Raw genomic sequence first — 12,848 nt, 5'->3', positions numbered from 1 at the left:
TATCGGCAGAGCGATCCGGGCGGGGCCTCAACCCAGGCCGTGATCGCGCAGCAGGTTGGCCAGCTCGACGGCTGACTTCACCCCCATCTTGTCGAACACCCGCGAACGATGGACCTCGACGGTGCGAACACTGATGTCGAGCGCATCGGCGATCAGCTTGTTCGGCCGGCCATCGACGATCAGGCGCATCACCTCGCGCTCGCGTTCGGTGAGCTCGGCCATGTCGCGCTCCACGCCGCGCACGGCCAGGCGGGCGGCCAGGGCGGCGGCGCTGGCCTGCAAGGCCTCCACCACACGATCGACCAAGGCGTTGTCGGAAAACGGCTTCTCGACGAAGTCAAAGGCGCCGCGCTTGACCGCCGACACGGCGGTGCCGACATCGGCGTGACCGGTCAGGAAGATGACCGGCATGGCCTGGGCCCAGCCGCGCTCGATCAGCCGCTCGAACAGCGCCATGCCGTTCATGCCGGGCATGCGCATGTCCAGCAACAGACAGGACGGGTCGTCGATGCGAACGTCGCCGCTCTCGATCGCGGCATGGAAGGCGTCGGCGCTCGGAAAGGTGCGCGGCAGCAGGCGCCGGCTGCGCAGCAACCAGCCGAGTGCGTCGCGCACAACTTCCTCGTCGTCGACAACGTGCACGGTGCCGGAGGCGGTCGGTCGAACGGGCGGGTTCATGGTGTGTCTCCAGTCAAATCCGGCGAGGCAGGCGGCGCGGGCGGCGTCGACGAGACCGGCAGCGTGAAGCGGAAGATCGTGCCGCGGCCGTCGCGGCCGGGGCCGAAAGTGAGGGTGCCGCCGTGCTGCTCGACCACCGTGCGGCACATCGACAGGCCGATGCCCATGCCCTCGGCCTTGGTGGTGAAAAACGGCGTGAACAGCTGTCGCGCCACTTCCTCTGGAATCCCCGGTCCGCTGTCCTCGACCCGGAACGCCACCCAGCGTTCGTCGACCATTTCGGCGCCCAGCGTCAGCAGCCGTTCGATGCCCGCATCGACATCGGCCTCCATCGCTTGCAGCCCGTTGCGGGCGAGGTTGAGCAGCACCTGTTCGACCATCGTGCGGTCGCAGCTGACCCGTGGCGGCGGCTGTGCCACATCGACCACAACCTGTGCATGGCAGCGCCTGGCGGCCAGGCGGACCAGCGGCAGCACGGCCTCGATGGGTTCATGGGCGCGCAGGTTCTCGCGCAGGCGCTCGCGGCGGCGCACGAACTGGTGGACGCTGCGGATGACACGGCCAGCCCGGTCGGCCTGTTCGGCGACCCGCACCAGGGCCTGCCGGATCATCAACTGCGTGTCGGCGTCGGCGGGCACATCGCTGTCCGCGCCGGGCAACAGGTTCAGCGAACCGTGTGCATAGCTTGCGATCGCCGCCAGCGGCTGGTTCAGCTCGTGGCTCAGCAGGGTGGCCATCTCGCCCATGGTCGCCAGCCGGGCGCTGGCCTGAAGCTTCTCCTGCTGCTGGCGAGAGAAATCCTCGGCGCGCCGCTGCGCCGTCAGGTCCAGCACCGAACTCATCCATCCCGTGCGACGGCCCCGGCTGTCGAGCAGTGGCGCCTCGAAGATCAGCACCGGAAAGCGTTCGCCGTCGTGGCGCATGAAGACCGTCTCGTGGCCCTCGCGCGGCGGGGCGTCGCCGGCCTGCCGTTCGGCATGACGGCGCCGGTAGGTGTCGCGCAACTCGGGTGGCCAGTACGGCGGATCGTCGGCGCCGCGCAGCTCGGCCTCGCTCCAGCCGACCATCTGGCAGAAGGCCCGGTTCACATAGGTGATCGCGCCGTCGAGGTTGCGGGCTCGCAGGCCCGTCACCAGCGAGTTCTCCATGGCCTTGCGAAAGGCCAGCGCCTCGGCGAGTTCGCGCTCCGCAGCGGCGCGACGCCGCACGTCCAGCGCCAGCAGGCCGATCACCAGGCACAGCGCGGCCGACAGCGCCAGCACCAGCGAGGAGCCGACATGCGACAGCAGCGAGGGCCGCGCGGCCGTGCTGTCCAGCCGCAGCAGGGCGGTGAAGTTGTCGAGGTCGACCAGGCGATCGGCCCGAAAGGCCCCCAGGCCACGCTGAGAGCCGGCCCGCGCCAGGCGGGTGCCGTCGCTCTCGACCAGCATCACCTCATGGTCGCGCATCAGCTCGTTGGGCGTGGCTTGTTCGAGCAGCACCGACAACACCAGCGTCGCCACCAGCGCGCCGCGCACCTCGCCCTCGATGATCTGGGGCACGCACAGGTCGACCACCTCGCCGCCGAGGCCGCCTTGTTGCGGCACGAAATAGCTGCGCGAATAGACAGGGATGCCGAAGCGCTGGGCGGTCAGGCAGGCCGCTTCGGCGTCGGACTTGAGCGCCTCGCGCGGCAACGGACCGGGCATGGCGCTGCGCAAGGCAGACCGGACCTCGGCGCGCAGGCCGAAGCGGGCATCACGCCATTCGATGCGCGCCAGCTCCGGTCGACGCCGCAGCGTCTCGATGGCCTCCTCCTGGAAGCGCCGCTCGGTCAAGGGCGACCACAGCAGCGCCTGCAGCGCGCCGCTGGCGTCGGCGAGGCGGCGCCGGACCTCGATCGCGGCGCGCGCGGCGGCTTGCTCGGTGGCGTCCTGCAGGCGGTTGCGCTCGTTCTGCCATGTCAGCCACAGCAGGCTCGATTCCATGGCGACCAGCAGCAGCGCCAGCGCCAGCCAGATGCCGGCGCGTCGCACGTTCCAACGCCGCCAGGCGGGGCGACCGGAAAAGGACTGCGAGACGGGCATGACGCGCTCAACCATCGCGGCAGTATCCGGGCGACCCGTGCGCGAGCGCTAAGCAGTTCCTCGCATGGCGGGCGCTGGCCCGCGCCGGACACTGCGGCAGCGCCGGACGGCAGGGACTTGTGTGGCCATGCGAGCCTTGCATGGCGGCATGACGCAGCCCATTGCGTCGGCGCGCACGGGTCGATCGGGCCCTTCCTAGAATCCACGCCCCGGCGCCCGCCGCACACAGCCACAAGGTCCTTCCATGTCGTCTTCCGAAGAAAAGCGCGAACAGCTGCGCCGCAGCGCCCTCGAGTACCACGAGTTCCCGACGCCCGGAAAGATCGCCATCTCGGCGACCAAGCAGCTGGTCAACCAGCGTGATCTGGCGCTGGCCTACTCGCCGGGCGTGGCCTATGCCTGCGAGGAGATCGTCGACGACCCGGCCAACGCCTTTCGCTACACCTCGCGCGGCAACCTCGTCGCGGTCGTGACCAACGGCACCGCCGTGCTGGGGCTGGGCGACATCGGCCCTCTGGCGTCCAAGCCGGTGATGGAGGGCAAGGCGGTCCTGTTCAAGAAATTCGCCGGCATCGACGTGTTCGACCTCGAGATCGAGGAGCGCAACCTCGACAAGCTGGTCGACGTGATCGCCGCGCTGGAGCCAACCTTCGGTGGCATCAACCTCGAGGACATCAAGGCGCCGGACTGCTTCTACGTCGAACGCAAGCTGCGCGAACGCCTGCGCATCCCCGTCTTCCATGATGACCAGCACGGCACCGCCATCGTGGTCGGCGCGGCCTTGCTGAACGGCCTGAAAGTGGTCGGCAAGCCGATCGACCAGGTCAAGCTGGTGGCCTCCGGTGCCGGCGCCGCCGCGCTGGCCTGTCTGAATCTGCTGGTCAAGCTGGGCCTGCCGCGCCAGAACATCTGGGTGACCGACCTGGCCGGCGTCGTCTACGAAGGCCGGGCCGAACTGATGGACCCGGACAAGGCCGAGTTCGCCCAGCCCACCGACCTGCGCACGCTGCGTGACGTCATGTCGGGCGCCGACATCTTCCTGGGCTTGTCGGCCGGTGGCGTGCTGAAGGCCGACATGGTGGCGGGCATGGCGGCCAACCCGATCATCTTCGCGTTGGCCAACCCGACCCCGGAGATCATGCCGGAGGAGGTCAAGGCGGTCCGCGACGACGCCATCATGGCCACGGGTCGCACCGACTACCCGAACCAGGTCAACAACGTCCTGTGTTTCCCCTACATCTTCCGGGGTGCGCTGGACTGCGGCGCGACCACGATCACCGACGAGATGGAGATCGCCGCCGTCCGCGCCATCGCTGACCTGGCCCAGGCCGAGCAGAACGACGTGGTGGCCGCCGCCTATGCCGGTGCAACCCTGAAGTTCGGTCCCGAGTACCTGATCCCCAAGCCCTTCGACCCGCGCCTGATGATGCAGATCGCGCCGGCCGTGGCGCTGGCGGCGGTCGCTTCGGGGGTCGCGACCCGTCCGATCGACAACATGGACGCCTACCGCGACCGGCTGCAGGCCTTCGTCTACGCCTCGGGCACGGTGATGAAGCCGATCTATGCCGTCGCCAAACGGGCCAAGGCGCGTCGCGTGGCCTATGCCGAAGGCGAGGACCGCCGCGTGCTGCGCGCCGTGCAGGTCGTGGTCGATGAGGGCCTGGCCTACCCGGTGCTGGTCGGACGCGGCAGCATCATCCGCAGCCGCATCGAGCAGCTCGGCCTGCGCCTGGAAGAGGGCCGCGACTTCGAGATCGTCAACATCGACGAGGACGCTCGCTACCGCGAGTTCTGGCAGACCTATCACGAGATGATGGATCGCAAGGGCGTGACGGTGCAGCTGGCCAAGATCGAGATGCGCCGGCGCATGACGCTGATCGGTTCGATGCTGCTGCACAAGGGCCATGTCGACGGGCTGATCTGCGGCACCTGGAGCAACACCGGCTACCACCTGCAGTACATCGACCCGGTGATCGGCCGCCGCGCAGGGGTCAAGACCTATGCCTGCATGAACGGCTTGGTGTTGCCGGGCCGTCAGGTCTTCCTGGTCGACACCCACGTCAACTACGACCCGACCGCCGAGCAGCTCTGCGAGATCACCGTGATGGCCGCCGAGGAGATGCTGCGCTTTGGCATCCAGCCCAAAGCGGCGCTGCTGTCGCACTCGAACTTCGGTTCGAGCAACCAGCCGTCGGCGGTGAAGATGCGCGAGGCGCTGGAACTGATCCGCGAGAAGGCGCCCTGGCTGGAGGTCGATGGCGAGATGCACGGCGACACCGCGCTGGACCCGGTCTACCGCAAGGAACTGATGCCGCGCAGCGCGCTGACCGGTGAGGCCAACCTGCTGGTCCTGCCCAACATCGACGCCGCCAACATCAGCTACAACCTGCTGAAGACGGCAGCCGGCGGCGGCATTGCGATCGGTCCGGTGCTCTTGGGCGCGGCCAAGCCGGTGCACATCCTGACGCCTTCGGCGACCGTGCGCCGGATCGTCAACATGACGGCACTGACCGTCGCCGACGCCAACGCCGCACGTTGACGGCGGTGCAGCCACGAGGTCGCCGCGCGGGATGCCGGCGGCCTTGTGCCAAGGGCGGATGCTGCGCTGCGGCACGCCCCTGAATGGAAAAGGGCGAACGGTTGCGCGATTCGGGGCCGTAGGCGTGCGTTGAAAGTTGGCGCACGCTTACAAGCATCGGAAAGACCGTGCTCAGTGCTGAAAATTGAGGCAATCCCTTGAGCTTCAGGGCCCGAACAGATACCATCCGGCCTCAGTTTTCCAGGGTGCCCTTCGTGTTTCGAGGCCGTTTCATCCAAGGTGGTGCTTGCATGTCGCGGTGGTCGAAATCGGTGGCCAGCCGGGTGGCCCTGGCGGCGGTGGTCTTGTTGTCGAGTCTGGCTGGCGCACTCAGCGTCGGCACCATCGGTCTCACCGCAAGTCCCGCTGCACAGGCCCGGGAAGCCGCTCCGGTGGCAGCCACGCAAGCGGCTGTCGCGCTGTCCGAGCTGCCGCCTCAAGCCCGCCAAACGCATCGCCTGATCCTTGTCGGCGGTCCGTTTCCCTACCCGAAAAAGGATGGTTCGGTGTTTGGCAATCGCGAGCGACTGCTGCCCCGCGAGCCTCGAGGCTACTACCGTGAGTACACCGTGCCGACCCCCGGATCGCGAGATCGTGGAGCCCGGCGCATCGTGTGTGGCGGGAACGAACCCCGGTCTCCGGATGTCTGTTACTACACCCAGGATCACTACGCGAGCTTCAAGCGCATCGTGCAGTGATCGAGGCGAGGACTGAAAGCGCTAAGAGAACATCATGCTTCTGCAGACCGTGCGTCCCAACATCGTGCAGGCCATCCGGGCCTTCCGCGTGGACGATCTATTGGCGGCGGCCCAGACCATGGGCCATCACTTCCTGTACGCCAACCTCGCTTCGGCACAGACCAAGCAGGACGTGCTCGAAGGCATCGCCCAGGCCTTCCTGTTTCCGGCCCATTTCGGCAAGAACCTCGATGCCTTGCACGACTGCATGACCGATCTGGTCTACAAGTCGGGCGAGCAGGCGGGTTTCGTCGTGGTGCTGGAGCAGCTGCCCGACAACCCTCGCTTCGACCGCGAGGTGCGTGAACAGGTGCTGGACGTGTTCCGGGACACCGCCGACTTCTGGGGGGAAAGAAAGATACCCTTCAGATGCTTCTATTCTTTTCAGTAGCCCGCTCCCAGGACAACGGGCAATGGGAGCGGGCTGAAGTGGCCCCCATCGAGCAGCAGCCGGTCAAGCCGGCGCCGAAGCCGACCAAGAATGCCGCGCCGACTTTCGCGCCGCACATGCCGCTGATGAGCAGCGCGTTCGACACCGCCAACTGGCTGGTCGCCGCCTGATTCATCCGGAAGGATCGACGCGCATCTCTCGATGCCTCCGGGCGGTGGTCCACACCGCCCGACCCGACAAGGCCCGCCTCGCGCGGGCCTTGTCTTTGGCGCCGACACCTCAGGTCGGGTCGACCTGGGCGGCCTGTCCTTCTGCGACCGCGAGCGCGACAAACTCGGCCACAGGCACTTCCTCTGCCCGGCGCTGAAGGTCGAAGGTGCTGCGGCTGCCACGCTGCTCCAGCCAGTGGCCCAGGCTGTGGCGCAGCAACTTGCGGCGCTGCGAGAAGGCCGACGTCACCAGCGCGCCCAGCAGCTTGACGTCGATCGCTGGCGGCTGCGCCAGTGGCGTCATGCGCACGACGGCCGAGTCCACGCGCGGTGGCGGATCGAAGGACTCCGGCGGGACGTCCAGCAGCGACTCGATGTCGTAGCGCCACTGCAGCATCACCGACAGCCGGCCATAGTCCTTCGAGCCTGGCGCGCTGGCCATGCGGTCGACGACTTCCTTCTGCAGCATGAAGTGCTGGTCCGCGATCACGTCGACATGGTCCAGCAGGTGGAACAGGATCGGGCTGGAGATGTTGTAGGGCAGGTTGCCGATCACGCGCAGCTTTTGCCCGGGTGCGCAGAGCTGTGTCGCCAGGGCGCTGAAGTCGACCCGCAGCACATCGGACTCGACCACCGTCAGCTCGGCACGCTTGCGCAGCCGGGCTGCCAGGTCGCGGTCCAGCTCGATCACGGTGAGCTTCTCGCAGCGCGCCACCACCGGGTCCGTCATGGCGCCCAGGCCGGGGCCAATCTCGACCACCGCTTCGCCCGGGCGCGGATCGATGCTGCGCACGATGCGGTCGAGCAGGGCGGTGTCGACCAGGAAATGCTGGCCGAAGCGTTTGCGGGCGATGTGTTTCAAGCGGCGGTCCGGTGGACGTGCGGGCGATCGATCGGCGGGCTCACAGGCCCGGGGGTTCGCGCAGTTCGACGTAGGCGCGGGCGCGCACCTCGCGGGCCCATTCGAGGTAGGTTTCCTCGTACTTCTGCTCGCGCAGGGCCGCTCGCGCGGCCTCGCGCTGCTGGCGCACGTCCAGGCTGACCTGCTTGCGTTCGAGTACCTGGATCAGGTGCACGCCAAAGCGCGACACGACCGGCGCGGAGACCTCGTTGAGCGCCAGCGATTGCATCGCCTGCTCGAACTCGGGCACGAACTGACCGGGCGAGGCCCAGCCCAGATCGCCGCCGCCGGGCGCGCTGCCGTCTTCCGAATGCTGGCGTGCCAGTTCGTCGAAGCGGGCGCGACCGGCCGCGATGCGTTGCCGGAACTCCTCCAGGCGGCGGATCACCATGGTCTCGCTGCTTCCCGGGCTGGGCCGCAGCAGGATGTGGCGGGCGCGGGTCTGCGTGACAGACAGCGCAGCGTCGCGCCGCTCGACCAGCTTCAGGATGTGAAAGCCGGCGCCAGATCGAACGACCTGCGGCGCCACTTCTCCGGCGAACAAGGGGCGTACCGCTTCGACGAACAGGTCGGGCAGCGCATCGCCGCGCCGCAGGCCGAGCTCGCCGTTGTTCGCCTTGGAGGCCTGCGAGACCGACTTGACCAGCGCGCCGAAGTCCTCGCCAGCCTTGAGCCGCTGCAGCACCGAGACGGCCTGCGCCCGTCGAGCCGCCGCTTCGGCCGGCGTGGCGGTCTCGGGCACGGCAATCAGGATCTGGGCGATGTTGTATTCGTTGACGGCGCCGGCCTTCTCGCGCTCCCGGGCCAGCCAGTTCTCGATGTCGGCATCGACGATGCGCAGGCGCGCCTGCACGTCGCGCTCGCGCACGCGCTCCAGCGCCAGCCGGTCACGCAGGTTGTCGCGGAAGCGGGCGTAGTCCTGGCCATCGGCGCGGAGCCGCTCGCGCAGTTCGGACACGCTCAGCTGGTTCTGCGCGGCGACACTGGCCACGGTGCGGTCCAGCTCGGCCTCGTCGATGCGCAAGCCGCTTTCGGCGGCATGGGTCAGCTGGGCACGTTCGTCGATCAACTGGTCCAGCACCTCGCGCAGCAACACGTCACGCCCTGGCAGCTGGGCGCCGGAGCGACCCGCCTCCGCCTCGACGCGCTGCAGTCGGGCCTGGACCTCGCTGTTGGTCACCAGTTCGCGGTTGACGATGGCCACGATGTAGTCGGCACTCTGTCGAGCGGCTTCCTGGCGTTCGGCAGGTGCGGACACCGCCTGGGCGGCCGCGAGGGGGCACAGGCTGGCGCCGGCGGCCAGGCAGGCCGCGAGGTGCAAGGCCAGGGCCAGACGGCGCGAGCCGGCTCGGGTGATCGGTCGGTCAGGTGAGGTCATGAACAGGGTGGTTCAGGTCGGCCGCAGGGCGGCTGTCGATCGGGCGTCAGGGGACAGGCGTGGCAGCGGTGCCGGACGAGAGGCTGCCGTCCGCCTTCGGGTCGCGCAGCAGCATGTAGCCGGGCACATTGTCTTTCAAGACCCCCAGCGGATTGGAGCCGAGCCGCGACAGGCCGACCAGCTCAAGCTGGAACATCAGCCGCGTCGTCGCTTCGCTGGCGCCGGTCGACTGGCGCAGCGCGACCACCCGCCCGATCCAGCAGCCCGCGTCGTATTCGAAGCCCAGCACCGCGCCGGAGACCCGCCGATCGGTGACGCTGTAGTCGAGCCGGCCGACACCGTAGAGCGTGCCGACGCAGCTTGACGCCGTCGACCGGGTGCCTGCCGAGCCGCTGGCGCGTGCCTGTGCCACCGCCGCCTGTGCGGGCGTGCCGGCCGCTGCGACCAGCTCGCTGAACAGGCCGGGCAAGGGGCCGCGGATCGGCCATTGCCAGCCCAGCGCCACTTGCTCGCTGGCGCCACGTTGCAGGCGATAGCCCAGGGTCGCGGTGCGAAACGGACCCGGCGAGTAGGTCATGCTGCTGATGCTGCGCTCCACCTGCCGCAACTCGGGGCTGTATTGGACGGCGGTGTCGAACGTCCAGTTCGGCACGGTGTTGAGCGTGCCCAGCAGGTAGAGGTCCGAATAGCCCTTGCTGACCTGGCGACCATCGGGCGCCGCCTGGGGGTCGCTGAGCACGTAGCGCTGCGCGATGCCCACGCTGGCGAGCTGGGCGCCATTGCCGGCGTCGAGGTAGCGCGAGCTCAGCCCGGTGGTGACCTGCTCGGCTTCCGAGACCCAGTCGACGCCCGAGAAGGCGTTGGGCGAGAACAGGCTGTGCGCGTTCAGGTCCAGACGGGCGCTGTCATAGTTGGGCAGGCCGGCCAGGTCACGCCAGGGCGTGTGCACGTAGAGCAGACGCGGTTCGAGGGTCTGCGTCATGTCCCGGCCGAACAGCCGGGTCGGGCGTTCGAAGGACCAGGCGCTTTCCAGGCTGAAGGTCGGCACGCTGCGACCGGCCTGACGCTCGCCGTTGCCCAGCACCGTGTCGGTCTGGTAGCGCGCCGCGTTCAGGCCGACCCGCGGCGTCAGCTGCCAGCCGCCGTCGCCGATCGCCCAGGCGACATCGCCGACCAGATGGGCCCGCGAGCCGCCCGCGCTGCCGTCCTGCACGAGGCTGAAGCGGTTGACCTCGGTCTGCAGGGAGCCGCTCAGGCCGCCGCGCTGGGCTCGCCAGAGGGCGCCGATCTGCGGCTCGCGCTGGTAGGGCGCGACGATCGCATCGGTGGCGACCTTGCTCTGCAACACCTGCCAGTGCTGCACGCGGGCGTAGAGCCACTGGTCGATCTGCGCGTCGTCGTCCGAGCGCAGTGCGCGGCGCTGGTTCAGCTGGACCGATGAACCCAGCAGGCGCGGCGTCAGCGAGTCGACCCCGCGCAGGCCGTCCTTCCAGTAGTCGTCGTCGGAGACGCGCAGGGTGCGCCAGTCGTAGGTCCACGCGCCGTCGGCGGGCAAGACGTCGCCGAACTGGCCAGTGTGGCGCCATCCTAGGGACCATCGCTGCTCGCCGGTGACGCGGTCGTCGGGCAACCAGGACGAGTCCAGCGTGCCGCCGTCGCGGTCCCGCAAGTAGCGGATCTCGCTGTCCAGCGAGGCGCCGCGCTTGAGCGACAGGTAGGGCGTCAGCGTGGCGTCGTGTGACGGCGCGATGTTCCAGTAGTAGGGCACGCCCAGCTCCAGGCTGCTGGTGCTGGCGAGGTTGATGTGCGGCGGGAGCCAGCCGGACTTGCGCGCGTCGGTGACCGGAAAGCTCAGGGCCGGCAAGGCCAGGATGGGCACGTCGAAGAAGCGCAGCACGGCGCCCTCGGCCAGGCCCTCGTTGGCCTCGAAGTCCAGCCGCACGCGCCGGGCCGAGAGCTGCCAGGGCACGGTCTGACCGGGCTCGACCTCGCAGCTGCTGTAGGTGGCGCCCAGCACCACCATGCGGTCACGGCCGAGGAAGTCGATGCGGTCGGCGCCGCCACCGGCCTGGGTGCGGGCGAAATGGAAGGTGGGGTTGAGGAACCAGCCCTCCGACTCGCGCGTGTCGATGTCGATCTCGCTGCCGCTGTAGTAGTCCTGGCCGCGCCACATCTCGATCGAGCCCAGCGCACGCATCCGGTCGGTCGGGTAGCGGTATTCCAGCTCGTCGGCCTGCACGGTCAGCTCGCCGCGCTGCAGGCGGACGTCGCCGCGCGCCTGAAGGCTCAGGCCGGTCTCGCCGGACAACCGGTCGGCCTCGATGACGATGCGGTCGGCGTCTGCCGTTCCGGTCGCGGGTGTCGGCAGGCTCAAGGGCCGCAAACCGCCGCGTGATGCCCGGCGCCAATTGACGATGCGGCAGGCCTGGGCGGGGGTGTAGACGCCCGCTGCCGGCGCATCGACAACGGCCTCGGCCGGGGTCTGGGTCTGTGCCTGGGCCTGAGCCGAGGTGGAAACCCAGGCCGAACAGATCGCCAGCGCCAACGCCCTCAGGCGCAGGTCGCGGGGAAGGTCTGGTCGGGGGAGGCGGCGGCGGAGGACAGGCACGTGAGGCGGGCGCAATCGAGGCGTAGCGCCGTTGCGGCCGGGCCCGGAGCGGGCCAGGGTCCGCGAGCCCGGCTCGCTAAAATTCATTTGATTATTCCATGCAGGTCTGGCCGGACAGCCCACCGGACGGGCGCCGTGGCCCACCTTGCTCCCTCACCGATTGCCGCCGTGACCCACGCCGACGCCGCCGCCAGCGGACCCGCCGCCCCGCCCGCCATCACCTGGGCCGATCCGGCTCGACAGGCCGCCTTTGACGGCTGGCTGGCCGGGCTGGCACCGCGCCACGCCCTGCAGGTGCAGACCTTGGCGCCGGCCAGTGCTGATGCCAGTTTCCGGCGCTACTTCCGCATCCAGGGCGAGGCGTCCGGCCGGCCGGCCACCTTCATCGTGATGGATGCGCCGCCAGCGGTTGAAGACAACCGCGCCTTCGTCGACATCGCCGCGCTGCTGCGGGCCGCCGGCCTGAACGTGCCGCAGGTGCTGGACTGGCAGGTCGAACACGGTTTCCTGCTCATCAGCGACCTGGGCCGGCGCACTTACCACGCTGAACTGCTGTCGCTCGACCTCGAACAGGGCGCCCACCAGCGCCGCGCCGACGGGCTCTACCGCGACGCCATCGGCACGCTGGTGACGCTGCAGGGCATCGCCGTGCCGGAGGCCTTGCCGCGCTACGACGCCGCGATGGTGCGGCGCGAGCTGGACATCTTTCCTGAGTGGTACATCGCCCGCCACCAGGGCATGACGCTGGACGATCGCCAGCAGCAAGGCCTGGCGCGCGCCTTTGACCAGATCACCCAGGTCTTCACCAGCCAGGCCCAGGTGCTGGTGCACCGCGACTTCCACAGCCGCAACCTGATGGTCTGTGCCCCGATCGACACCGACGGCGCCGGCCCGGCCCCCAACCCGGGCCTGCTGGACTTCCAGGGCGCGGTGCTCGGGCCGGTCGCCTACGACCTGGTCTCGCTGCTGCGCGACGCCTACCTCGATTGGGACGAGCCGCAGCAGATCGACTGGGCCGCCCGCTACTGGGAGCGCGCCCGCAAGGCCGGCGTGCCGGTGCCGGACGACTTTGGCACCTACTGGCGCGACCTTGAATGGACCGGTCTGCAGCGCCACCTCAAGGTGCTGGGCATCTTCGCCCGGCTGTCGCACCGCGACGGCAAACACGGCTACCTCGACGACCTGCCCCGGGTCTGGCGCCAGGCCCATCATGTGGCGATGCGCTACGCCGTGCTGACGCCGCTGGCGCGCCTGCTGGAGGCGCTGGCCAAGGTCGAGGCGCGTGACGGCTACACCTTCTGA

At 69.1% G+C, this 12,848-nt stretch carries 10 protein-coding genes; 5 read left to right on the top strand and 5 right to left on the bottom strand.

The annotated features are described in order from the left end of the window. Positions 1-27: 27 nt before the first annotated feature. Together EV685_RS10435 and EV685_RS10430 are read right to left on the bottom strand one after the other, a co-directional pair. Positions 28-678 carry a response regulator transcription factor gene (locus tag EV685_RS10435; RefSeq protein WP_130481951.1) on the bottom strand — a complete coding sequence of 217 codons (651 nt, stop codon included), beginning with the start codon at positions 676-678 and terminating at the stop codon, positions 28-30. Continuing rightward, entirely contained in the window at positions 675-2,759 is a 2,085-nt protein-coding gene (locus tag EV685_RS10430; RefSeq protein WP_130481950.1) for a sensor histidine kinase, read from the bottom strand. The genes EV685_RS10435 and EV685_RS10430 overlap by 4 nt, the downstream gene beginning before the upstream one ends. A 229-nt stretch (positions 2,760-2,988) precedes the next feature. On the opposite strand from EV685_RS10430, the gene EV685_RS10425 reads away from it, so the two are divergent. The 4 genes from EV685_RS10425 to EV685_RS21195 all read left to right on the top strand — a co-directional run bounded on the left by EV685_RS10425 (position 2,989) and on the right by EV685_RS21195 (position 6,620). Continuing rightward, positions 2,989-5,283, top strand: a complete 2,295-nt coding sequence (locus tag EV685_RS10425) for an NADP-dependent malic enzyme (RefSeq protein ID WP_130481949.1) — start codon at positions 2,989-2,991, stop codon at positions 5,281-5,283. A 290-nt stretch (positions 5,284-5,573) separates the two neighbouring features. Then, positions 5,574-6,020, top strand: a complete 447-nt coding sequence (locus tag EV685_RS10420) for a guanyl-specific ribonuclease (protein ID WP_130481948.1) — start codon at positions 5,574-5,576, stop codon at positions 6,018-6,020. A gap of 34 nt (positions 6,021-6,054) precedes the next feature. Further along, the gene (locus EV685_RS10415) at positions 6,055-6,450 is read left to right on the top strand and encodes a barstar family protein (protein ID WP_130481947.1); all 396 of its coding nucleotides are present in this window, start codon (positions 6,055-6,057) and stop codon (positions 6,448-6,450) included. A gap of 38 nt (positions 6,451-6,488) precedes the next feature. Continuing rightward, complete coding sequence (locus tag EV685_RS21195) at positions 6,489-6,620, top strand: hypothetical protein (protein WP_275938346.1); 132 nt, start codon at positions 6,489-6,491, stop codon at positions 6,618-6,620. A gap of 109 nt (positions 6,621-6,729) precedes the next feature. Here EV685_RS21195 and rsmA read toward each other — a convergent pair whose 3' ends face one another. The 3 genes from rsmA to EV685_RS10400 are packed head-to-tail and all read right to left on the bottom strand — an operon-like array spanning position 6,730 to position 11,546. Then, the gene (rsmA, locus tag EV685_RS10410) at positions 6,730-7,521 is read right to left on the bottom strand and encodes a 16S rRNA (adenine(1518)-N(6)/adenine(1519)-N(6))-dimethyltransferase RsmA (RefSeq protein ID WP_130481946.1); all 792 of its coding nucleotides are present in this window, start codon (positions 7,519-7,521) and stop codon (positions 6,730-6,732) included. A gap of 40 nt (positions 7,522-7,561) precedes the next feature. After that, positions 7,562-8,938 (bottom strand): peptidylprolyl isomerase, encoded by a 1,377-nt coding sequence (locus tag EV685_RS10405; RefSeq protein ID WP_130481945.1) that lies wholly within the window; start codon positions 8,936-8,938, stop codon positions 7,562-7,564. Positions 8,939-8,984: 46 nt separating this feature from the next. Then, positions 8,985-11,546: an LPS-assembly protein LptD gene (locus EV685_RS10400; RefSeq protein ID WP_242615531.1), complete on the bottom strand. Its 2,562-nt coding sequence runs from the start codon at positions 11,544-11,546 to the stop codon at positions 8,985-8,987. A gap of 216 nt (positions 11,547-11,762) precedes the next feature. On the opposite strand from EV685_RS10400, the gene EV685_RS10395 reads away from it, so the two are divergent. Next, the gene (locus EV685_RS10395; RefSeq protein WP_130482354.1) at positions 11,763-12,848 is read left to right on the top strand and encodes an aminoglycoside phosphotransferase family protein; all 1,086 of its coding nucleotides are present in this window, start codon (positions 11,763-11,765) and stop codon (positions 12,846-12,848) included.

This window comes from Sphaerotilus mobilis (assembly GCF_004216565.1).
In the GTDB taxonomy this organism is placed as follows: Bacteria; Pseudomonadota; Gammaproteobacteria; order Burkholderiales; family Burkholderiaceae_C; genus Sphaerotilus; species Sphaerotilus mobilis.
This window is presented reverse-complemented; position numbering and strand designations above follow the sequence as displayed.